Origin of the sequence: Streptomyces sp. NBC_01454, from assembly GCF_036227565.1 — a bacterium.
Lineage (GTDB): Bacteria > Actinomycetota > Actinomycetes > Streptomycetales > Streptomycetaceae > Streptomyces.
Genome location: NZ_CP109460.1, coordinates 3,790,095 through 3,812,067, shown reverse-complemented (window position 1 = coordinate 3,812,067; position 21,973 = coordinate 3,790,095). Strand labels below are relative to the sequence as shown.

The following is a 21,973-nucleotide window of genomic DNA, read 5'->3' as shown; positions in this document are numbered from 1 at the left end:
TGGGGGCGGCGGGCCGGCGGGGGTGGGGGAGCCACGCCGGTCGGCCGCCGGACGCCTCTCGACATGTCCTGCTGCGTGGTGAATATCCCTTATGAAGTGAATATTCTGATGGGGCGTCGGGAACCCCACATGGCGACATCCCGTAAGGGCCTGACCCGGGCCGTTCGGACCGCCGCCCGTGGCTGACGAGGAGTTCCGACTGTGCGACGCATGCCCGCTTTCCTTGGCGCCCTGGCCCTCACCGGGGCGTTCGTGGCGTTCGGCCCCCATGGCGCCCAGGCCGTGACCGGCATCATCACGTACCACACCCGCCCGGAAAACCGGCCGCACGAGATCCTCGACCCGGGTGACGACCACTGCTACGGAGTGGGGGACGGCTACGGCACGGTGGACAACGACACCCCCACCGACCTCGTCCTGTACAACGGGCGTGACTGCACCGGCTCCGTGGTGACCGTGGTGCCCAGCCGCGACTGGCGCAACGCCCGCTTCGGCAGCCTCCAGCTGAGCTCGGACGGCCCCCGCGAACCGGAGCCCTCCGATGACCCCGGCCCCTCGGACCGCCCGAACCCGTCCGACACCGCCGACCCGTCCGCCCGCCCGGACCCCGCACATCGCGCCGACCCGACGGATGACGACGACCCGTCCGACAACGGGGACCCGTCCGACAGCGGGGACCCCTCTGACGCCGGCGATCCGTCTGACAACGGCGACCCCGCCGACCCCGCCGACAGCGCCGACCCGTCGGACAACCCGGAGAGCCCCGCGAACCCGGAGGACCCGGACGGCACCCGGGGGACGAACAGCGCGCAGGGCCACGGGCAGGCCCAGGGGCACGGCCGGGTCCAGGGGCACGGAAAGGCGTAAGGGCACGGGAGGGCATAGGGGCACGGGCAGGGGCGGTCGGCTGTGTGACGGGGCAGGGGTGCGCGGGCCGATGGCGCCACGGTGCCGTGCGGCCGGCGTCCCCGGCCGTGCGGCTACCGCCCCGCCGTACGGCCCAGGAACTCCCGGAAGCTCCGTGGAGGGCGGCCCGTGAGGCGTTCGACGGTGTCGGTGACGCGGTCTTCGGCGCCGTCGGCGATGGCGCGGTCCAGCCCGGCCAGCAGGGCGGCGAACTCCGGGGGCACGGTGGCGGCCAGGCGCTCCTGGAATTGTGCGGAGGTGAGGGGGCGGTGGCGCACGGGCCTGCCGGTGACCTCGGTGACGAGGGCGGCGATGTCGTCGTAGCCGAGGGCCTGGGGGCCGGTGAGTATCAGGTCGCCGGCGGGGGCCGGTTCGTCGGTGAGGGCGTGGGCGGCCACGGCGGCGATGTCGTCCGCGTCGATGAAGCCGACGCGGCCGGTGCCGGTCGCGGTCAGCAAGACGCCATCGGTGCGGATGCTCTCCGCGTGCGGATGGTCGCCGGTGAAGTTCTGCATGAACCAGGAGGGCCGCAGGACCGCCCACTCGTCGACGTAGTCCGGTAGCGCCGCATGTACCCGGCCCACCCCCGGGCCTTGGGCGGGGAGGGCGGAGGAGCTGAGGAGCACGACGCGGCGCGCACCGGCCGTACGGGCCCGTTCGAGGAACGGCAGCATGACCGCGGCCGGGTCCGGGTCGCCGACGGGCGGGACGAGATAGAGCCGGGCGGCGCCCTGCAGGGCGGCGTCGTGGGTGGCGGGATCGTGCCAGTCGAAGGACACGGCCTCGGCGCCGGCTAGTTCGGGGGCGCGCCGGGCGGCGGCCCGGACGGGGTGGCCGAGTGCGGTGAGCCGGGGCACGAGGCGGCTGCCGGTGTTGCCGGTGGCGCCGGTGACCAGGATGGTCTCGCGGGCTACATCGGTCGGGGGCGGGGTGGTGTGGGGTGGTGTTGTGTGGGTCGGTGTCGTGGGGACTGGTGTCGTGTGGGCCGGGGTGGGGTGGGCCGGGGTGGGGTGGTCGGTCATGAGGCTCCGCCAGGGTGCGGGGTGGGGTGGGGGTGCTGTGCGCCGCCCGGGGAGGGCCGGGTCTTCGCTGCCTCCATGGAGGCCGGTATGCCCAGCGGGTTCCAGTAGTCGCGGTAGCGGGTGATGCGCCCGCCGGCGGCCGTCATCACGACGACGTAGTCCATCTCGTACGGTGCGCCGGTCGCCACGATCCGGCCGGTGGCGCGCATCTCGACGACGATGGTGTCCGGGCGCCCGGTCCGGTGGATCTCGACGTGGGGGAAGGCGTGGAGATCGATGTGATCGGGATAGTCCCGCAGATACGCGGCGATCGCCGCCCTGCCGTCCAGCCGCTTCGGATAGCCGTCCGGGGCGAAGGGGAACTCGAAGACGACATGGTCGTCGCACAGGGCCACCCAGCCGTCGATGTCCTTGTCCAGGAGCAGCCGCAGCCCGTGACGGTAGAGATCCGGCGGGGAGGTGTCCGGCGGGGAGGTGTCCGGCGGGGCCGCCGTGGGTGGCGCCGGCGCTCGGGATGCGGTGGGTGTCGTGTGGTCCTGGTGGGCGGCGTCGTTCATGGGGGTGCCTCGCCTCTACACTGACGGGAATGCAATGCGGACCAGCAGTCCGCTTGCCGTTGTCGAAACTATACGGACTGCCGGTCCGTTTCGTAAAGGGGAGGTCGGGAGGTCGTCATGGCCGAACGCAAGGCGCGCGCGGACGCGCTCCGCAACCGTGAGGCCGTCCTGACGGCGGCCGATGAGCTCTTCGCCCGCAGCGCCAGCCCCCGGAGCGTGTCGATGGACGACATCGCGGCGGCGGCCGGCGTCGGCAAGGGCACCCTCTTCCGCCGCTTCGGCGATCGCACCGGTCTGATCCGGGCGGTGTTCGAGGCGCGGATCGAGCCGCTGCGGCATGCCGTGGAGGAGGGGCCGGCGCCGCTCGGCCCGTCGGCCGCACCGCGTGACCGGGTGCCGGCGCTGCTCGACGCCCTCCTGCGCTTCAAGCTCGACCACCGTCATCTCTCCCTCGCCCTGGAGGAGGCCGGCAGCGGCAGCCCGTACGAGGGGGCGTCCTACGCGTGGTGGCACGGCGTGCTGCGGGAAACGCTGGAGCGGCTGCCGGATGTGGTGGACGGTGCGGCGGACGCTGAGGGGGGCGGTGAGGGGGGCGGTGAGAGCGACGGCGCGGAGAAGGGTGCGGGCGGGGGTGCGGTGGCCGGCCGCGCGGAGGACTGCGACTTCATGGCGCATGCCCTGCTGGCCGCCACCCGCGCCGATCTGGTCGAGTACCTCGCCGGCCAGGGCGGGTTGACGCCCGCGCGGATGCGGGCCCGGCTGGCCGCTTACGTGAGCCGGGTACTCGGCGGAGGGGCACTCGGTGGAGGGCGGGCGGCCTGACGCGGTCCTCCCCGTCCCGAAGTGGTCCTCCCGCCCTGCGGTCATCCCCGGGCGGGGTGGCCGGCCCAGCTGGTCAGCGCGTGGTTCCGCTCGGTGCGGCGGGCGGATACCGACGTGGTCGGTGGCCCAGGCGATATGGCCGTCGGGGCGGACGAGGATCTCCCGCACCCCGTCGAGGTCGGTGCGGTGGTCGTGCCGGGTGACGGTGGGGGGCCCGCGCCTCCCAGCCGCGGCGTACGGCCCGTTCCAGGTCCTCGTCGTCGCCCGCGAGGTCCAGCAGGACGAACCGGGCGGGCGGCAACAACGCTCCGCCCCGCGTCGCCGCCGCACCTGCCACCGTCCGGGCGATGTCGGGCATCCGCCGTCCTGCCAGGGGATCGCCGGAAGGCGGCCGGTAGGCCGGTGGGCCGTTGGGCCTGCGAGCGGACGGCCGACTGAAGCAACGGTGGGCCCGCGGAGGGACGTTGGTCGTGCTCCGGTCTGCCGGACAGCCACGGTGGCCCGCTTCGGCAGGGCGGCCCGCGCGGCAGGGCATCCCGCCCCGGCAGTGCATCCGGCCCCGGCAGGGCATCCCGCCCCGGTAGGGTGCGCGCCCTACCGCTGCACTCGCAGGAGAGCCGCGTCAGCCGGGCGGCATCAGCCCGGACAGCGTCGTCTCCACCAGGCCGCGGGCGTACGACGCGTCCAGCGGGCCCGGCCGGAACACCAGCCGGTACATCATCGGCGCCACGATGTGGTCCATGACCACTTCGGCGTCCGGGGCCTGTTCGCCCCGGTCGGCCGCGCGGGCGAGGATGACGCCCACCTGCTCGGCGGCGTAGGCCGAGCACTGACCCGCATGGCTGCCGTCCGGATCACCGGCGAGCGCGTCACGGATGTAGGCACGGCCCGGGGGCGAGGCCATCTCCTCCAGGAACTGCTCGGCCCAGGCCTCCAGATCGGTGCGCAGCGCTCCGTGATCGGTGGGCTCCGTCTCCGGGCGGAGGCGCTCGACGGCCACGTCGGACAGCAGCTCCTGGAGGTCTCCCCACCGGCGGTAGATCGTCGACGGGGTGACGCCGGCGCGGGCGGCGATCAGGGGAACGGTCAGCGCGGCACGGCCCTGTTCGGCCTCGAGGGCACGCACGGCTGCGTGCACCGATTCCTGGACGCGGGCGCTGCGCCCCCCGGGGCGGGACATCGGCCTGGGGCTCATGGCTCCACCTTACGGCTTAAGGCGAAGGAGTTGCTTCAAGGGGGGCGGGGGCGGCCAGGGAGTGACGGTGGAGACCCGCAGCTCGGGCTCCCCGGTCCGCACCGCGGCACCCACCCCGAGGTGCGGACCGGGGTAACCACCGCCGAAGCGCGGACGGGGCTACCCACTACCGGCGTGCGGGCCCTGGCACCCACCGCCGGGACCGTGTCTGCCGGGCGCGTGTGCGGGCGCATCAGGCGGCCACCGGAACCGGTCGGCCGACGCTGCCGGATGCGGCCTCGTAGGCGCGGCCCACCCGCAGTACCGTGGCCTCGTCGAAGGGCCGGCCCATCAGCTGGAGACCGGCCGGCAGCCCCGTGCCGTCCGGGCTGACGGGCAGGGACAGCGCGGGGATACCGGTGATGTTGGCGGGTGCGCAGAGCCTGACGTAGGCGTCGGAGACGGACTCCACCGAGCCGTCCGGCCACTGCACCGTCTCCTGTCCGGCCCTGACGGCGGGTATCGGCACGCTGGGGGCGGCGACCACATCGACCTGCTGGAACAGCTCGGCCCAGGCCTCGCGCATCAGGGCGCGGGAGCGCTGGGCGCGCAGATGGTCGCCCGCCGGGACGAGCGCGCCGGCCTCCAGCAGGACCCGGACGTCCTCGCCGTAGCGCTCCGGTACCGAGCGCAGCGTCCGCTCATGGGCGGCGGTCGCCTCGGGCACCATGAGCCCCCACTGGGTCGCCTGGAGGTAGCGGACCATCGGGATGTCGATGTCCACGAGTTCGGCTCCCTGCGCCCGCAGTTGGTCGATGGCCGCCCGCACCGAGGCCTCCACGCCGGGGTCCACGCGCTCGAAGTAGTGCTGACGGGGGATGCCTATGCGCAGCCCCGTCAGATCGGTGCTTTCGGGGGACAGGAAGTGCGCCGAGCGAGCCGCCGAAGCGCCGGCGCGGACGGCGGGGCCCGTGGTGTCCGCCGGGCCCGGGTCGCCGGGTGGGCCCTGGCGGCCGAGCAGGGCGGTGAGCACGAGGGCGGCGTCCTCGACCGTGCGGGTCAGCGGGCCGACGTGGTCCAGCGACCACGACAGCGAGGTCACACCCCGCAGCGGCAGCAGACCATAGGTGGGCTTGAGGCCCACCACGCCGTTCAGCGCCGCGGGGACCCGGATGGAGCCGCCGGTGTCCGTGCCGAGGGCGAAGGTGGCGGTTCCCGCGGCCACGGCGACGGCCGAACCGCCGCTCGATCCGCCGGCGACGCGGGTGTGGTCCCGTGCGTTGCGGGTCTGCGGTGTCGTGAGGCCGTAGCCGGATTCATGGGTGTGGGTCTTGCCCACCAGGACGGCACCGGCAGCCGAGAGCCGGGCGGCCACGGCGCTGTCCGTGGCCGGGGGGTGCGGCGCGCCGACTCGCGAACTGGCTGTCGTGGGAAGCCCGTTGGCGTCGATGAGGTCCTTCAGCCCGAACGGGATGCCGTGCAGGGGGCCGCGGTGCCGGCCCGCCACGATCTCCCGTTCCGCCCGCAGGGCCGACCGGCGCGCGGAGTCCGCGGCGAGGGTGACATACGCCCCCAGGCGGTCCTCCACCGCGCCGATCCGGCCGAGCACCGACTCGGTCAGTTCCACGGGGGAGAGCTCTCCCGCCTGGATGGCGGCGGCCGCGGCGGCCAGCGTCAACTCATACGGAAGCACGGGAGGTTCCTCCTGCCTGGTAGAGGGGAGCGGGCGGCGTCTGCCCGAGGTCCAGCTCGCGCAGGACGCCGAGGACGGAGTGGATGTGGTTCGCCGTGGCGGTCACGGCGGCGAGGCGGTCGTCCATCAGGGGGAGTCCGGCGCGGAGCGCCCAGCGGGCGCCTTCCTGCGGGGTGAGTTCTGCGGCGGTCATGCCCAGCCTTTCGGTCGGAGAGGCGGAGAGGCGGAGAGTTGGAGAATCGGAGAGTTGGAGAGGTGTCAGGGCAGGGAGCGGGGCGGCGGTAGTAGCGTCGGTCATCGCAAAAGCTAACTCTTTGCTTTAGTTCACCATAGGCGCTGGTGCGACTTAACGCAAAGGGTTTGCTTTTGCCTGTGGATGGAGAGGTCGGCCCGCCGGCCGCGGCGACTGGCTCAGCGCGACAGGAACTGCTGGCATTGGTACGGCCCGGCCCGTCCGTCCGCGCCGACGACGGTCACCTGCACCTTGTCCGGGCGGGTGCCGTGCAGCAGCACCTCTGCCCGGGCGACGGTGCAGACCAGTTGGCCCGTGCTCTGGTCCTGCGGGGAGCCGGCATAGTGGCCCGGGGCGTTGATGGTGACGTTGCCGCGGCGGGAGGTGGCGCTGAACGCCTGGTCCCGGGTGACCAGATTGGCCAGCCCGGCGGCGCGCTCCTCGGCGGTCGGGCCCGCCAGCAACAGCTTGAAGGCGGCGTTGAGGTCGGTGATCCTGGCATCGGGCCGGGACACCCCGCGGGGGCCGCTGTCGGAGGCGAAGTAGACCCGCATGCCCTGGGAGATCCCGGTGGGAGCCGCGCCGCCGTCCGTGACACCCGTGGGGCGGATACCGCATCCCGTGGCGGAGACGGCGAGCAGGCAGCAGACGGCGAGGGCGCGGGGGCGCGTCATGAGGCGGAGTCCGTACGGAGAGGGAGACGGAGGGTGAAGACCGCGCCGACGCCGGGCGCCGGGGGCGCGATCTCGATGGTGCCGCCGTGCAGACGGGCGTTCTCCAGCGCGATGGCCATCCCCAGGCCGCTGCCCTCGGAGCGGGCGCGGGCGCTGTCGGCCTTGTAGAAACGGTCGAAGACATGGCGGGCGGTCTCGGGGGCCAGCCCCGGGCCGTGGTCGGCGACGGCGACGGTCAGCCAGTCCTCGGCCGCCCGCACGGTGAGGGTCACCGGGGGCGCGCCGTGCCGCAGGGCGTTGCCGACGAGGTTGGCGACGATGACATCCAGACGTCGGCGGTCGGCCCGCGCCCGTATGCCCGGCGGCAGATCGGCCTCGACCCGATCGCTCCAGCCACGGGCCGCCAGCGTGGCGCGCACCGCCTCGGCCAGATCCAGTTCGTGCACGGTGAGTGCCACGGCCCGGGCGTCGAAGCGGGATATCTCGATGAGGTCGTCGACGAGCCGGGCGAGCTTGGCGGTCTCGGCGCTGACCGTACGGGCGGCGTGTGCGGTGTCCGGGGTGAGCTGGTCGGCGTCCTCCTCCAGGACGCTGGAGACCATGGTCATGGCGGCGAGCGGGGTACGCAGCTCATGGGAGACATCGGCGACGAAGCGCCGGGCCAGGGCCTCCTGTTCCCGCAGCTCGCCGACGCTGTGTTCCAGCGCGCCGGCCGTCTCGTTGAAGGTGTGGGCCAGCTCGGCCAGTTCGTCCCGCCCCTTCTCCTCGACCCGGATGGTCAGCTCGCCGGTGGCCAGCCGGCGGGTGGCCCGCGCCAGTCTGCGCACCGGCCGCAGCGCCGTACGGGCCGCGAGCAGGGCGAGCACGGCGGACAGCAGCACCACGGGCACCAGGCCGCCCTGCACGCTGCGCACCAGCTCGGCGGTGTCGCGTTCCTCCTCCGCCAGGGAGACGACCGCGTAGACCTCCACCCCGGAGGGCCGGGCCGCGCTGCCGTGACGAGCCGGTGCGTCGAGGCCGACCGGGGCGCCGAGGGCCAGCCAGGGCTGCCCGCCCTGTTCCACCCGCTGGATCGAGACCCTCGAGTGGCTGCGCACGGCCGCGCGGAGTGCGGGAGTGAGGCGGGTGCGGTCGGCGGACGGGGCGGAGACGGCGGTGATCTCGCGGTACCGGGCGACGACCAGCGAGCCGCGCAATCCGGACGACACCTCGTCGGCGAACCGGGCCAGGGACCGGGGATCGGCGGGGACGTCGAGCTCCGGCGACAGCCGCTCGACGCTGTTGCGGAAGTCGTCGACGGCGGCGCTCTGGGCCCGTTTGAGCACCGCCTCACGCGATTCCCGGTAGGCCAGCGCGGTCGCGGTGACCGCGCTGATCAGGGCGACCACGACGACGGTGACGATGAGCCGGCCGCGCAGGCCGCCGATGCGCGGCAGCCGCACACGGGCCGACGCGGCCCGCCGGCCGCCCGTCTTCGCGGCAGGCTCCGGTGTGGTGCTGTCCCCGGGGCTGGTCCTGGTGGCCCTCGTCATCGCATGCTCACAGCGGTCCGAAGCGATAGCCGAAGCCGCGCACGGTCTGGATGTAGCGGGGCTTGGCGGGGACGTCCTCCAGCTTGGCGCGCAGCCGGCCGACCGCCGCGTCCACCAGCCGGGAGTCGCCCAGGAAGTCGTGCTCCCAGACGAGTTCGAGGAGCTGTTCGCGGCTGAAGACGCGGCCGGGGGCGGCGGACAGTTCCAGCAGCAGCCGCAGCTCGGTGGGCGGGAGGGGGACGGGCGCGTCGTGCTTGGTGACCGTCAGACCGGCCCGGTCGATGACCAGCCCGGCGAAGTCGTCGCTGTCGGTGCGGGCGGCCGGCCCGGCCCGCCGGAGCGCCGCCCGGATCCGGGCCTCCAGCACCCGGCCGGTGATCGGCTTGACCACGTAATCGTCGGCGCCCGCCTCCAGCCCGCTGACCACGTCCAGATCGTCACCGCGCGAGGTGAGCATGATGATCGGCAGCTGGCTCCGGGCACGGATGCGCCGGCAGACCTCGAAGCCGTCGATGCCCGGCAGCATCAGATCGACCACCGCGATCTCGATGCCGCCGCCGCGCGGCCGGGACAGCAGCGTCAGCCCTTCCTCGCCGGTGGCGACGGCGTCGACCACGTGGCCGTGCCGGCGCAGCACCAGCTCCATTCCGTCCCGCACGGACGTGTCGTCCTCGACCAGCAGTACATGAGGCATGTGGCCGAGTATGGGCGACGTCCGCGCAGCTCAGGAGTTATCCACAGGGCGGGGGTGCGGTCCGGTGGCATTGTTACGTTCCCATCATGCGGCCATGGAACGACCACCAACTATCGGCCCGAAATTAGCCGCATGACCCCGCAGACATCCCCCCGCTCCCGAGCCGCGCGCCTCGCGCTGCTGATCGCCGTACCCGCCCTCGCCCTGACCACCGCCTGTGGCGGCACCCAGTCGTCGGACGAGGGCGTCGCCTCCGTCAGCAACGCGCCCTCGACCGACCGGAGCCAGGACGGCTCCGGCTCGTCGAGCTCCGCGGACCGGGGAAAGAGCGCCTTCTACGACGCACAGATGAAGTACGTCCAGTGCATGCGCAAGAACGTCGACAAGGACTTCCCCGACCCCAAGCTGAGCGGCTATCTCGACTGGACGAAGATCAACGAACTCCAGCAGAAGCCGGGCAACGAGGAGATCGCCAAGGGCGGTAAGGGCGGCGTCTGCACCGGCGACATGCTCAAGGCATCGAGGGAGGAGCCGCGCCGCGACGTCCAGAAGGAATACGAGTCGATGCTCGCGCACGCCAAGTGCATGCGCACCCATGGCGTCTCCAAGTTCACCAACCCGCAGCTCCAGGACGGCAATGTCATCCCGGGCGGGGACCCGAACCCCTCCTCGCCCGAGGTCTCCCCCGACTCGCCCGCGTACCAGCAGGCCCGCCAGGCGTGCAAGGACAAGCTCCTCGACGGACTGGACGGCATGCAGTGAGCAATCCCGCGAAGCGCCGCCGGGGCCTGATCGCCCTGGTCGCCGCGGTCACCGCGACCGGGGTGATCGCAGGCGTCATGCTCCTCACTCACAACGGCAACGACGCCGCGGCCGACGGCCGGCGCGCCAAGGGGCCGGCCACCACGACCGAGATCACCCGCACCGATCTGGCGGTGAGCAAGACCGTCGACGGACATCTCGACTACGCACAGCGCCGCGCGGTGAAGTCCCCCGTGGAGGGCACGGTCACCAAGGCCGCCCGGCCGGGGAGGACCGTGTCGCTCGGCCAGCCGCTGTACGAGCGTGACGCCCGGCCGGTGGTCCTCCTCTACGGCGCGACCCCGATGTTCCGCGCGATGAAGGTGGGCGACCGCGGTCCGGACGTCCTCCAACTGGAGCGCAACCTCCGTGACCTGGGCTTCGGCTCCCGGCTGTATGTGGACGTCCGCTATGACGCGGCGACCGAGGCCGCCGTCAAGGCGTGGCAGAAGTCCCTCGGCGTGATCGACGCGAACGGCCGGGTCGGTAAGGGGGACATCGTCTTCCAGCGCGGCCCGGTACGCGTGGTGGCCGCCGAAGCCGCCCTCTCCGACACGGTCGGCCCCTCCGACACGGTCCTGACGGTCGCCTCCACCAAGCCCGTCGTCCGGGCCTCGCTCGATGCCGCCGACCGGGCGCTGGCCACCAACGGCACCAAGGTGGAGGTCGCCATGCCCAGCGGAGGCACCCGGCAGGGGAAGGTCAGCGGCCTGGCCTCGCCCGAGAGCGCGCACTCCGGCGAGGGCGCGGCCGGCGGCGGTTCCGATGCCCCCTCCGCGGGCGAGGACGTCGAGGTCGAGGTCACGCTCGACGGCGGCGCCAAGCCCGGGCAGAAGGACCAGCAGGGCACCCTGAGCGTGAAGTTCGTCAGCGAAAGCCGCAAGAACGTGCTGACGGTTCCGGTCGACGCGGTCGTCGCGCTGCGCGAGGGCGGCTACGGCCTGGAGGTGGTCCAGGGCGCCACGTCCCACATGGTGCCGGTCACCACCGGTCTGTCGGCCGACGGCCGGATCGAGGTCAGCGGACCGGGACTGGCCGAGGGCATGAAGGTCGGAGCGGCCGAGCAATGACCCCAGCCGTGATCGAACTGCGGGCGGCCACGAAGTCCTATCCGGGCGGGGTCCACGCCCTGCGAGGCGTGGACCTGCGGGTGGCGCGGGGCGAACTGCTCGCCATCGTCGGCCCGTCCGGCTCCGGCAAATCCACCCTCCTCAACCTCCTCGGCACCCTCGACCGGGCCACCTCGGGCGAGGTCCGGGTGGCCGGGCACGACGTGAGCCGGCTGTCCGACGCCCAGCTCTCCGCACTCCGCGCCCGCCACATCGGCTTCGTCTTCCAGCACTTCCACCTCGCCCCCGGCCGCACCGCCCAGGACAACGTCGCCGACGGCCTGCTCTACGACGGGACGGGGCTGCGCGAGCGCCGCTCGCGCGCCCGCACGGCCCTGGAAGAGGTGGGGCTCGGCCACCGCACCGGCCACCTCGCCCATCAGCTCTCCGGCGGCGAGAAGCAGCGGGTGGCCATCGCCCGTGCGCTGGTCGGCGAGCCCGATCTGCTGCTCGCCGACGAGCCGACCGGCGCACTGGACTCCGCCTCCGGCGCACGGGTCATGCACCTCCTCCGCGCGCTGCATGCGGCAGGACGGACCGTCTGCGTCATCACCCACGACCACGAGATCGCCGAGTCGCTGCCCCGCCGGATCCGCTTCCGGGACGGCGAGATCGTCGACGACTCCGGTGCCGCTGTCGCCACCGGCTCCCCTCCGGAGCGGGCTCCCCTACCCGGCTCCCCGTCGGAGCACACCGAGGAGGTGACCCCATGAGCGGCCCCACACTGCGGGCGGCCCGGCTCTCCCCGGCCGATGTGCTGCGGGTCGGCGCCGAGGGCCTGCGCAGCCGCCGCACCCGCGTCGTCCTGTCCGCCCTCGGCATCGCGATCGGCATCGCCACCATGGTCGCCGTCGTCGGACTGTCCACCTCCAGCCGCGCCGACCTGCTCGCCCGCCTGGACCGGCTGGGCACCAATCTGCTCACCGCGGAGGCGGGCAAAGACGCCCTCGGCCAGGACGTGAAGCTCCCCAAGAGCGCCGTGGCGATGGTCCAGCGGATCGGCCCCGTCGAACACGCCACCGCCACCGGCGCGGTCAACGCCCGGGTGCGGCGCAGCGACGTCGTACCGGAGGAGCTGGCCTCGGGGGTCACGGTCCAGGCCGCCCGCCCCGACCTGCTCACGGCCCTCAACGCCCGTACGAGCCAGGGGAGCTGGCTCAACCGTGCCAGTGAACGACTGCCCACCGTCGTGCTCGGTTCGGTGGCCGCGGACCGCCTCGGGGTGACCGCGCCCGGCGCGAAGATCCTGCTCAACGACCGGTGGTACGTCGTCACCGGCCTCCTCGCCCCCGTCGAGCTGGTGCCCACCCTGGACCGCGTCGCGCTGGTCGGATACCCCTCCGCCGAACGCTACTTGGGTTTCGACGGCCATCCCACCACGCTCTTCGAGCGCTCCACGGATGCCTCGGTGGAGGCGGTCCGGGGGGTCCTGGCCCGCACGGTCAACCCGGGCGACGAGGGCTCGGTGAAGGTCTCGCGCCCCTCCGACGCGCTGGCCGCCAAGGCCGCCACCGACAAGGGGCTGACGACGCTGATGCTGGGGCTGGGCGCGGTGGCGCTGCTCGTCGGCGGCGTGGGCGTGGCCAACACCATGGTGATCTCGGTGCTGGAGCGCCGCCAGGAGATCGGCCTGCGCCGCGCCCTCGGGGCGACCAGAGGCTCGATCCGCCTCCAGTTCCTCACCGAGTCCCTGCTGTTGTCGGCGCTCGGCGGGCTGGTGGGCGCGGCCCTCGGCGCCGCCGCCACGGTCGCCTTCGCCCGCGCCCAGGGGTGGACCGCGGTCGTACCCCCCTGGTCCCTGGCGGGCGGACTCGGCGCCACCCTGCTGATCGGCGTCATCGCCGGCCTCTATCCGGCCATCCGCGCCTCCCGCCTCCACCCGACGGTGGCACTCAGCGCAACCTGACCCCTGCCGGGGACCCCCGCGGCGCCGCTCCCGCCCATCCGTCAGCGGCGCCGCGGAGGGGTTCGCCGGGATGGTGGGGGAGCACGGCGGACCCGGCTCCCCGTGCACAGCGACGGGTGAGGTGCGGTGACTGACGGTGCACGGCGCCGCTGCTGTCGGCGCCGTGACTGACGGTATGCCGCGCGGAACGCTGTGCGAGAAGCCGCCCGGCAAGTCCGGCGGAACCGGGCGGCACGGCCGGATGCGACACCGCCACCACCCCCCGCCCCGCCAGGCCGAACGGCAGCCGTCCGCGCCCCGACCAGCCCCGACTTCCCTCAACTGACCACTCGTGACCGGGTGAAATTCCGGTCGCCGGGCCCCTCCGCCCCCTCCGGCAGCTGCCGTCGAGGGGGGTAAATCGGTATCCGGAGAGCAACCGCCCAACACTCTTCGTCACGTTTGAGAAGAATATTGGCTTATGTCTGAATTTTCACGCAAATTTCCTTGTTGGACGCAGGTGAGCGTCGTAGCTTGGGAGTTGTCGTAGCCGGTATCGGTTCGACAACAAGGAACACTCTATGAGGAGGCGAAGATGAGCTTCCGTAAGGTCTTCCCGAGAAGGCGCAGGCGCGACCATGACCGCCGTGACCACGGCCGCGGGTACGACGACTGCGGGCGCGGACGCCGCAGGCGGAACGGACGAGACCGGGACCGCGAGCGCGGTTACTGACGCAAACCCCTGAGTTCGAGGCTGGCTCGCGTACCGCGCGGGTCCGCCTCGTCTGTTAGGGGGCCGTGCCACGTGGTCCCGGTCAACAGCCGAAGCAGCAGCGACGAGATGAGTCGCGACCATGCACCTGCGCAGCTCACGCCGGCGCCGAGAGCGCCTCGAAGCGCCTCAACGAGGTGCGGAACCACCACCCGTTGGACGGGGTTCCCCCCTGCCGGACAGGGATCCTGACGACTACGGAGACCGTGCCGACTCCGGTCTCCCGGGGGCCGATACACGGACACGGGGGCGACGGTCCTCGGACACGGACAACGTGTTCCACAGCCTCGTCGTCGACACCTCGATCCGTACCCGGCGGGTGGGCTTCAAGGAGGCCGTACGCCGCTTCTGGCCGCTGACCCGCGGCGACCGGCGCTGGATCGTCCTGGTCTGTCTGAGCGCCATCGTGGCCGCGCTGGCGGAGACCGCGGCCATCCTGCTCTTCGCCGAACTCACCGACAACGCCCTGCAGAAGGGCTCGGTCAGCGCCTTCTGGGGGCCCGCCGGACTGTGGCTCGCGGTGGCCGTCGCCGGCGCGATCGTGGGATATCTGGGCAACTCGCTCGCCGCCTGGACGGCCGAACGCTTCGTGATGCGGCTCAGGGCACGGCTCTTCGCACATCTGCAGAAGCTGCCGCCGCACTTCTTCCAGCGCAACCGCCGGGGTGACCTGGTCGAGCGGATGACCGGCGATGTGGACGCCATCGAGCAACTGGTGGTCACCGGTCTCGTCCAGGCGGTCTCGGCCGGCTTCGCCGTCCTTTTCTATGCCGGTGCCGCGCTCTGGCTGCGCTGGGACCTGGCGCTCGCCACCTTCGCCCTCGCCCCGCTGTTCCTGATCGCCGCCAGCCGTTTCACCAGCCGGGTCAAGGAGGTGTCCCGCCGCGAACGCGTCGCGGACGGCGCGATCACCTCCGTCGTGGAGGAGGGGCTGGTCAACGTCGTCCTGACGCAGGCCTACAACCGGCAGCGCGACGAACAGGCACGGCTCCGCCGGGAGGCGCGCCGCTGGCTGCGGGCCTCGGTGACCAGCGCCCGCCTCAACGAGCTGTACGGGCAGCTGGTCGAGGTCCTCGAAACATTCTGTGTCCTCGCGATCATCGGCCTGGGCGCCTGGGAGATCTCCGCCGGGCGGATGACACTGGGCCAGCTCCTGGCCTTCGCCGCCTTCATCGGCTACCTCTACCCGCCGATCCGCGGACTGGGCCAGCTCGGACTGACGGTCACCGAGGCGACCGCCGGAGCCGAGCGGCTGCTGGAGATCCTCGACGCCCGGCCCGCCGTCACCGACCCGGAGCCCTCCGCCGTCGTGCCGGCGCCGAAGCGCGCGGTCGGCGCGGTCGAGGCCTGCCGGGTCGGCTTCCGCTACCCCGGCAACAAGGACGAAGCCCTCCACGACTTCTCGTTCACCGCGGTACCCGGGGAACTCGTGTGCATCACCGGCCCCAGCGGCGCCGGGAAGTCCACCCTGGCCGCCCTGCTCCTGCGGTTCTACGACCCGGACACCGGCAGCATCCGGCTCGACGGCATCCCCCTGAACCGGCTGCCCCTCGCCCAGATACGCAGCAACATCACCCTGCTGCCCCAGGAGACCCTCGTGCTGCACGACACCGTGGAGGAGAACATCGCCTGCGGGCGCGACGTCACCCACCACGACGTCATCCGCGCCGCCCGGGCCGCCGACGCCCACACCTTCATCACCGCCCTCCCCGACGGCTACGAGACCGTCATCGCCCCCGGCACCTCCCGGCTCTCCGGCGGTCAGCTGCAGCGCATCGCCATCGCCCGCGCCATGCTGCGCAACGCGCCCGTACTCCTCCTCGACGAGCCCACCACCGGCCTGGACACCCTCGCCGCCCAGCGCATCCTCGGGCCGCTGCGGCGCCTCGCCGAAGGCCGCACCACCCTCGTGATCACGCACGATCTGGCCCTTGCTGCGGACGCCGACCGCATCCTGGTCCTGGACAAGGGGCGCCTGGTGGAATCCGGCACCCACGCTCAACTCCTCGCCCAACGCGGCCTGTACGCCACGCTGTTCCACACCCGCCCCCCGCACCACAACGGCACCGTGCACGCCTCACCCACCGTCCGGCCCCTCACCGACGGCGACCGACGGGCCGGGTGACGGGCGGGCAGGGGGACGGCCGGGCCGGGTGACGGACGCTGACGCGTGTCTCCGCCGGAGGAGAGCCGGTGCCTGCCACCCCCGGAGACCCGGCGCCTGCCACCGCAGGAGATGACGCCCCGCGCCGGGACCCGCGGGCACCACCCCCTCCGTCACCCGTGGTACACGGGGTGACACACAGCGCGTCGGTCCCGTCAGGCCCGCCTCCCGGGCCCAAGATGGTCCCGTGAACCAGGAGCGCGCGTGACGAGGCCGGCCGCAGCCGGGAGTGACAGCGCCGCCGGAGCCCGCCACCTTCGCCGGGCGGTCGGGTTCTGGGGGCTGATGTTCATCTCCCTGGGATCGATCATCGGCTCCGGCTGGCTGCTGGGTGCCCTCACCACCGCCGTCATCGCCGGACCGGCGTCACTGGTCTCCTGGGTGCTCGCCTCGGCGATGCTCGCCGTGCTCGCGCTGGCCCACGCGGAGCTGGGCGCCACCTACCCGATTGCGGGCGGCACCGCCCGATTCCCCTTCTTCGCCTTCGGCCCGCTGGTGGGCTTCACGGCGGGCTGGATGTCCTGGCTGCGGTCGGTCCTGATCTCGCCGATCGAAGTCGAGGCCACGCTCTCCTACCTGGACCGCATCGGCTGGGTCCGCGACCGGGTGCAGATGCTGCACCCGAACGGCACCCTCACCGCCGCGGGCCTGGTCATCGGCACCTGCTTCATGCTGCTGTTCACCGTCATCAACGTCCTCGGCGTCCGACTGCTGTCCGGGATCAACTCGGTCACCGCCGTGGTGAAGACCGCGGTACCGCTGCTGACCGTGGTGGTGCTGATGACGCTGTCCTTCCACGGCTCGAACTTCACCGCGGGCGGCGGCTTCGCACCGCACGGGGCGCACGGCGTCTTCGCGGCGCTGCCCGCTGGAGTGGTGTTCGCGCTGCTGGGTTTCGAGCAGGCCATCCAACTCGCCGGTGAGGCACGCGATCCACAGCGCGACGTCTCCCGCGCGGTGATCGTGGCCATGGCGATCGGCACCGGGCTCTACCTCCTGCTGCAGGTCGCCTTCATCGCCGCCCTGGACCCCAGCGTCCTCACCCACAGCTGGGACAACCCGGTGGGCAAGGGCAACTTCGGCCCCTACGCCACCCTCGCCACCGCCATCGGGGCCGGCTGGCTGGCGACCATCCTCTACGTCGACGCCGTGATCTCCCCGGCGGGCACCGGCCTGGTCTACATGGCCGGCGCCGCCCGGCTCACGTACGCCATGGGCCGCGAGCGGGTCCTGCCCCGGCCCCTCACCCAGCTCGGCCGCAGCCGCGTGCCCGTCGTCTCGACGCTCCTGGCCTTCGTGGTCGGCGAGCTGGCCTTCCTGCCCTTCCCCAGCTGGCAGGCCCTGGTCGGCCTGGTCACCTCGGCTGCGGCGATCATGTACGCCTTCGCGCCGGTGTCCCTGCACGCGCTGCGCGCACGCGACGGCGGCCGCCACCGCCCCTACCGCCTGCCCCGCGGCTCCGTCATGGCCCCCGCAGGGTTCGTCTTCGCCAACTTGATTTTCTACTGGTCCGGTTACGAGGCGGACTGGAAACTCGGCCTCGCCGCCCTGCTCGGCTTCGCCGTCCTCGCCCTCACCCGCCGCGGCATCCCGGTGGCCGAACGCAGCGGCCTGCGCGCCAGATCGGCCGTCTGGATCTGGCCCTGGCTGGGCGGCATGGTCCTCATCGGCCGCTTGGGACGCTACGGCGGCATCCGCGCCCTGCCGGCCTGGTGGGACCTGATCATCGTGATCGTCTTCAGCCTCGTCATCTTCTACACCGCCGTGCGTCTCGCGATGCCGCCCGAGGCGGTGGACGCAGCCGTCACACGCGAGGAGGAGGGCGAGTCGGTACCCTCATCGACCACTTCCGGACGCTGAGGGGCCGGTCTCAGGACTTGTAGCGGCTCTCGATCTCCTTCATCACTTCGCACACGATGTCCGTCTCCTGCTGGATGTCGGACAGCCGCTGCCGGCGGTCCTCCTCCGTCAGGTACGCGTCGAAGTCCCGTTCCGCCCGCGCCACACTCTCGTCGGTCCACTCCTTGCACGCGTCGCAGGCCGCCTCGACCCAGTCGTGCTGGAGCTCGATCTCCCTGTTCACTCCCCGCATCCCGGCCCGGAGATCGCCCAGCGGGACGACGAGCCGCGAGAAGTGATGGAACGAGCGCTGGAGGAGATGCAGCCGGCCCGCATCCGTCAGGGCGGCTATTCGCTTACTCCGGTTCAATTCCGAGGAGGGGACGGTGGCGAGCTTGGAGAAGTCGGCGACATGTGTACCGCCGCGCACCTCACGGTTGCGCAAGTTGGCGAGCGGCATCACCGAATACCGGCTTTTCCAATGACGATCCCATGCGTCGTCACCGTCCAGTACCTTTTTGCCGCTGAACTCCTCGACGGCGATCATCGTGACCTGCTCCACGAGGGCCGCGCGCTTCCGCATCGTGCAGGGATGCAGAAAAAGCATGCCCATGGTGCTTTCCAGGCCCGGTAAGTCGACGTTTTCGAAGATGTCGCCCTGATGCCACGGAAGACATAGCGGAGGGGCGTCCTCGTCTACATCGGGGACGCCCCTGTAGGCGTACAGCTCGCCGATGCATGGAATCTGGTCGAGCTGTTCCGCCATGCACGCCTCCGTCAACTTCGAGGCCGGAGCGATGGCCTTCCGTCCTCGGCAATGAATACTTCGTACTCACTCTTGTGGGTACTGCTCCACTCGGGCAGCAGTCGCTCCAACAGAGTAGCCGGTTGTTCGTCTCCTGCCCCCAGTTCGAGCAAATCCACTGCGGTGAGAGGCGTATAGAGATCGAGGGGAGTGACGGTGTACCCGTCAAGGACGGGAAGCGTGATCCACTGAGCGGGATCTGCCACGCCCGCTTCGCCGAGGATCCGGAGAAATGCGACCAGCCCGGCGAGATTATCTCTGTTCTCAGGAGTCACACCGCCGGCTCTACGCCACTTTCGCAACGCCGGCACACTCACCCCGAGCATCCGGGACATCGCCACCCACGAAAGGCCCTGCTCCGTCGACAGTTCACGGAGCATGTCCGCAACCGACAGCGACCGGGCCAGTTCCTGCCGCTTTTCCTGCAGCCACTTCCTGCGGTGGTCCTGGCGTCCCCGCTCGAGCCGCCGGTGGCGCATGCGCAGCCGCTGGCTGTCTTCGCGCCACTGCGCATCCAGTGACTGATAGCTGGTGTAACTCTGTTGCTCCGCGGCCCACTCGGCGCGTGGCCGGATGCTGTCCGCCACGGCCCGCAAGACATCTAAGTCGATGCGCCCTCTTGCCCTCGGATCATTCATGCGGATCCCCCCTGAAATGTTTCCTCGCGCGCTCCGTGATCGATGCCTGGAACAGTTCGCCGGCGGGGCGGTGAAGTCGATCGCAGATCTTGAGGATCTGCTCGGGATCGAACTTCACGGGCTCGCTCGGATCCCAGAAGCTGTCGATGTCGAGAGCGAAGAACCTGCTGTTTTCCGGCTCCGTGCTTTTCTTCCGTCCTACTGCCACGTCCCGGTCGACGATGGTGGTGCCGATGACATCGCCATAGCGAAATCCGGTCCAGTAGTCGTCCTCGAGATGGAAGAGCACATGACCCATGGAGCCCGCCGCATGCCCTCTCGGCAAAAGCCCCTGGCCTGCCAGCAGGGAATCGGATACCCACGTCGGCCAATCAGGATCTTTCGTGGTGTCTCCCGGTACGCGAATCTCATTCACGTAGCGGACGCCGACCCGGCGGACCATGGCCTCCGGAACGCTTTCCGCCAGCGCCGTCAGCGCCACTCCGAGCAACGCGTCAAATTTCTCGAACTGCGAATAGGCGGTCGTATCCACCGTCAGTGCGCTGGCCTTGAGAAGGGCGGAAGCCTCGGAGTCGGCGGTGAGCGCGCGGATGGCCGGCAAGACTTGCGGAGGAATGTCTTCATCGACCTCCTCCAGCTTCACGGCGAGTGCGCGCTCCTGCTGAAGCAGCGGAAAGCTCTGCCGGACACCCTCGGCGAATGCGTCGCGCACTGCGGGCTGGTTGACCCGTGGCTCATAGGAAAGGGTGATCTCAGCTGTCACATAGACCAGTGGTGCGTGGAGGAAGACCTCGCGTCCCGGATACATTGAGAGCGCTCACCCCTTCACCTGCCTAGCTGTCTGAACCGTGCCGGACTAGCCTGTTCCCGTGGCACCAGCACCCCGCATGAGATCGTGTGGCCCACTGCGCCACCGCGGCTGTAACCAGAACTGTAACCAGTTTGGGGTGCCGCTGCACCAGAAGAACGAGACATTCACTCAATCGCAACGTCGAAATCCCGCCACCTGAGATCTCGGCGATCTGTTTCTCCGGGTCCTGCGCGCGGTTCCAACGCCCCTGACCTGCCCTTTCCCGTAGGTGAGGCCGCTTTCGGGACGGTGTTCGCGATTCGAACCCGAGGTCGCCACTTCGTGGTGCACGGGGCACGCGGCGGAGCGTGAGCGAGGGCAGGGGGCGCGGCGGTCCGGCGGAGGAAGCCGTTCCGCGGCGGAGAACCCTCGCTACCGCTTCGGCAGCCGGCGCTGCGCCCACAGTTTGACGTCCTTCCACTCCCTCGGGAGCTCGGCGAAGACGTCCCGGCCGTCGTCCGCCGCCTCCGCCACGAGGGCGGCAAGGTCCGGCGTCCGGCTCAGGAACAGCGGATCGCGGGCCCGTACGGCGGCCCGTACGGCCAGGAACGAGACCGGTGGCTCCGGGACCATGCGGCCGCGGTGGTCGGTGACCTGATCGCCCAGCGGGAACTTCCCGAACATCACCCCGACCGGGCCGTAGAGGTTCTTCAGCGCCCAGTGCGGCCACGCCAGCACCTCCCGGCCGGCGCCGAAGACCGCGATGTTCTCGCAGGCCAGCGCACCGCGGGGGCTGTTCAGCCGGGTCCGGACCCACTCCGCGGCCCGCACCCCGGCACGGAAGACCTCCGCCTCGACATCCGGCGGGTCCCCGGCCGCCTCGTACACCGTCCACGTCGTCAGCCCGTGCTCCACGGAGGGGGCGAGATAGGGGCAGTGGACGGACATCGCCCGCACATAGTCCGTGATCTCCACCGTCGTGGGGCGGGTGGTGCGGCTCTCGACGAGCCGGAGCGCGCCGGCGGCGGGGCGGTGCGCCCCGTCCGTGTCCACGGCGGTCATCGGGCGGCCACGTCCTGCTGTGGGAGAGGGAGGGTGTGCACGGTTCAGCCCTTCGGTCGTTGCGGAGGAACGGGGGTGTCCGGGCGGCCGCCGATCGTTCGGTGGGGCGGCGTTCAGCGCTCCCCGGCGCCGGCCGGGGGGTGGGGCGGCACGGTCAGCAGTGGCTTGAAGTAGTCCTTGGGGTGCGGCTCGCCGATCAGCCGGCCGTCGGCCTCGACCCAGGCGTGGGCCGCGAAGGGATGGGTGCGCACACCGGTGCACCAGGTGGGCCACACGCCGCGGGCCCGGCACAGCAGGGCGGTGGCGAGGGAACGCTGCAGACAGTTCTGCCCCGCACAGCGCAGGCTCACCGAGACGACCTGGTCGCGTGCCCGCTGAGCCTGGCCGGCACCGGCCGGTGCCGCCCCGCGGCGGGCGAATTCGAGGACGGCGCGCAGCCGTGCGGGCTTGAGGCGGGCGAGCGGCCGGGCGACCCCGACGGCCAGCAGCGGCAGCAGCCTGCGCCGCAGGGGGAGCCGGGCCCGCTGGTCCAGCGCCATGGACTGGCTCATGTGGCCACCGTCAGTTCGGCGGTGCGCAGTTGCCCGACCACCGCGGCGACGTCGTGCCGGGCCCGCTGCGGGTCGATGCCGTGGGCGGCGGCGAGGCCGGCGGCGATGGTCTCGGGGGTGTCTCCGTCCAGCAGGCGGTGCAGTACGCGGCTGCCGGTGACATTGAGCTGCCAGTAGCGGCCGGTGCGCTGATGCAGCAGCACCGTGCCGTCGTCGGTGTCCGTCATGGAGACGTCGGGATGGAGCCGCAT

The 21,973-nt window shown here is 71.8% G+C and carries 22 protein-coding genes; 8 read left to right on the top strand and 14 right to left on the bottom strand.

The window, feature by feature from the left end:
* Positions 1-210 precede the first annotated feature (210 nt).
* Positions 211-867: a chitin-binding protein gene (locus tag OIU81_RS16675; RefSeq protein ID WP_329148630.1), complete on the top strand. Its 657-nt coding sequence runs from the start codon at positions 211-213 to the stop codon at positions 865-867.
* Between the two features lie 113 nt (positions 868-980).
* Here the strand turns inward: OIU81_RS16675 and OIU81_RS16670 are convergent, their stop codons facing one another.
* Both OIU81_RS16670 and OIU81_RS16665 read right to left on the bottom strand, forming a co-directional pair.
* On the bottom strand, positions 981-1,928 hold the full coding sequence (locus OIU81_RS16670) for an NAD(P)H-binding protein (RefSeq protein WP_329148628.1): 948 nt from the start codon (positions 1,926-1,928) through the stop codon (positions 981-983).
* Positions 1,925-2,359 (bottom strand): nuclear transport factor 2 family protein, encoded by a 435-nt coding sequence (locus OIU81_RS16665; RefSeq protein ID WP_443074146.1) that lies wholly within the window; start codon positions 2,357-2,359, stop codon positions 1,925-1,927. The genes OIU81_RS16670 and OIU81_RS16665 overlap by 4 nt, the downstream gene beginning before the upstream one ends.
* A 243-nt stretch (positions 2,360-2,602) precedes the next feature.
* Here OIU81_RS16665 and OIU81_RS16660 point away from each other — a divergent pair, with 243 nt between their 5' ends.
* Positions 2,603-3,307 (top strand): TetR/AcrR family transcriptional regulator, encoded by a 705-nt coding sequence (locus OIU81_RS16660; RefSeq protein ID WP_329148624.1) that lies wholly within the window; start codon positions 2,603-2,605, stop codon positions 3,305-3,307.
* A gap of 622 nt (positions 3,308-3,929) precedes the next feature.
* Here OIU81_RS16660 and OIU81_RS16655 read toward each other — a convergent pair.
* The 6 genes from OIU81_RS16655 to OIU81_RS16630 all read right to left on the bottom strand — a co-directional run bounded on the left by OIU81_RS16655 (position 3,930) and on the right by OIU81_RS16630 (position 9,306).
* Complete coding sequence (locus tag OIU81_RS16655; RefSeq protein ID WP_329148622.1) at positions 3,930-4,502, bottom strand: TetR/AcrR family transcriptional regulator; 573 nt, start codon at positions 4,500-4,502, stop codon at positions 3,930-3,932.
* Positions 4,503-4,734: 232 nt separating this feature from the next.
* A complete protein-coding gene (locus OIU81_RS16650) occupies positions 4,735-6,174 on the bottom strand; it encodes an amidase (RefSeq protein ID WP_329148620.1) in 1,440 nt (479 codons plus the stop codon).
* Positions 6,161-6,367 (bottom strand): hypothetical protein, encoded by a 207-nt coding sequence (locus OIU81_RS16645; protein WP_329148618.1) that lies wholly within the window; start codon positions 6,365-6,367, stop codon positions 6,161-6,163. Before OIU81_RS16645 ends, OIU81_RS16650 begins: the two co-directional genes overlap by 14 nt.
* A gap of 218 nt (positions 6,368-6,585) precedes the next feature.
* Positions 6,586-7,080, bottom strand: coding sequence for a hypothetical protein (locus tag OIU81_RS16640; RefSeq protein WP_329148616.1), 495 nt, complete (start codon positions 7,078-7,080; stop codon positions 6,586-6,588).
* A complete protein-coding gene (locus tag OIU81_RS16635; protein ID WP_329148614.1) occupies positions 7,077-8,612 on the bottom strand; it encodes a HAMP domain-containing sensor histidine kinase in 1,536 nt (511 codons plus the stop codon). Before OIU81_RS16635 ends, OIU81_RS16640 begins: the two co-directional genes overlap by 4 nt.
* Positions 8,613-8,619: 7 nt before the next feature.
* Positions 8,620-9,306: a response regulator transcription factor gene (locus OIU81_RS16630; protein ID WP_329148612.1), complete on the bottom strand. Its 687-nt coding sequence runs from the start codon at positions 9,304-9,306 to the stop codon at positions 8,620-8,622.
* Between the two features lie 132 nt (positions 9,307-9,438).
* Between OIU81_RS16630 and OIU81_RS16625 the strand changes: the two genes are divergently transcribed.
* The 6 genes from OIU81_RS16625 to OIU81_RS16600 all read left to right on the top strand — a co-directional run bounded on the left by OIU81_RS16625 (position 9,439) and on the right by OIU81_RS16600 (position 17,897).
* A complete protein-coding gene (locus OIU81_RS16625) occupies positions 9,439-10,068 on the top strand; it encodes a hypothetical protein (RefSeq protein WP_329148610.1) in 630 nt (209 codons plus the stop codon).
* A complete protein-coding gene (locus tag OIU81_RS16620; RefSeq protein ID WP_329148608.1) occupies positions 10,065-11,177 on the top strand; it encodes an efflux RND transporter periplasmic adaptor subunit in 1,113 nt (370 codons plus the stop codon). Before OIU81_RS16625 ends, OIU81_RS16620 begins: the two co-directional genes overlap by 4 nt.
* Positions 11,174-11,929 carry an ABC transporter ATP-binding protein gene (locus OIU81_RS16615; protein WP_329148607.1) on the top strand — a complete coding sequence of 252 codons (756 nt, stop codon included), beginning with the start codon at positions 11,174-11,176 and terminating at the stop codon, positions 11,927-11,929. Before OIU81_RS16620 ends, OIU81_RS16615 begins: the two co-directional genes overlap by 4 nt.
* Positions 11,926-13,122 (top strand): ABC transporter permease, encoded by a 1,197-nt coding sequence (locus OIU81_RS16610; RefSeq protein ID WP_329148605.1) that lies wholly within the window; start codon positions 11,926-11,928, stop codon positions 13,120-13,122. Before OIU81_RS16615 ends, OIU81_RS16610 begins: the two co-directional genes overlap by 4 nt.
* A 1,025-nt stretch (positions 13,123-14,147) precedes the next feature.
* Positions 14,148-15,998, top strand: a complete 1,851-nt coding sequence (locus tag OIU81_RS16605; RefSeq protein WP_443073999.1) for an ABC transporter ATP-binding protein — start codon at positions 14,148-14,150, stop codon at positions 15,996-15,998.
* A gap of 243 nt (positions 15,999-16,241) precedes the next feature.
* On the top strand, positions 16,242-17,897 hold the full coding sequence (locus OIU81_RS16600) for an APC family permease (protein ID WP_329148603.1): 1,656 nt from the start codon (positions 16,242-16,244) through the stop codon (positions 17,895-17,897).
* 10 nt (positions 17,898-17,907) lie between these two features.
* Here OIU81_RS16600 and OIU81_RS16595 read toward each other — a convergent pair whose 3' ends face one another.
* The 6 genes from OIU81_RS16595 to OIU81_RS16570 form a co-directional block, all read right to left on the bottom strand.
* Complete coding sequence (locus OIU81_RS16595) at positions 17,908-18,642, bottom strand: hypothetical protein (protein WP_329148601.1); 735 nt, start codon at positions 18,640-18,642, stop codon at positions 17,908-17,910.
* Positions 18,643-18,653: 11 nt separating this feature from the next.
* Positions 18,654-19,268, bottom strand: a complete 615-nt coding sequence (locus OIU81_RS16590; RefSeq protein WP_329148598.1) for a hypothetical protein — start codon at positions 19,266-19,268, stop codon at positions 18,654-18,656.
* Between the two features lie 43 nt (positions 19,269-19,311).
* Entirely contained in the window at positions 19,312-20,127 is an 816-nt protein-coding gene (locus OIU81_RS16585; protein WP_329148596.1) for a TIGR04255 family protein, read from the bottom strand.
* A gap of 414 nt (positions 20,128-20,541) precedes the next feature.
* Positions 20,542-21,171: a hypothetical protein gene (locus OIU81_RS16580; RefSeq protein ID WP_329148594.1), complete on the bottom strand. Its 630-nt coding sequence runs from the start codon at positions 21,169-21,171 to the stop codon at positions 20,542-20,544.
* 113 nt (positions 21,172-21,284) lie between these two features.
* Entirely contained in the window at positions 21,285-21,722 is a 438-nt protein-coding gene (locus OIU81_RS16575; RefSeq protein WP_329148591.1) for a lasso peptide biosynthesis B2 protein, read from the bottom strand.
* Entirely contained in the window at positions 21,719-21,973 is a 255-nt protein-coding gene (locus tag OIU81_RS16570) for a lasso peptide biosynthesis PqqD family chaperone (RefSeq protein ID WP_329148589.1), read from the bottom strand. The genes OIU81_RS16575 and OIU81_RS16570 overlap by 4 nt, the downstream gene beginning before the upstream one ends.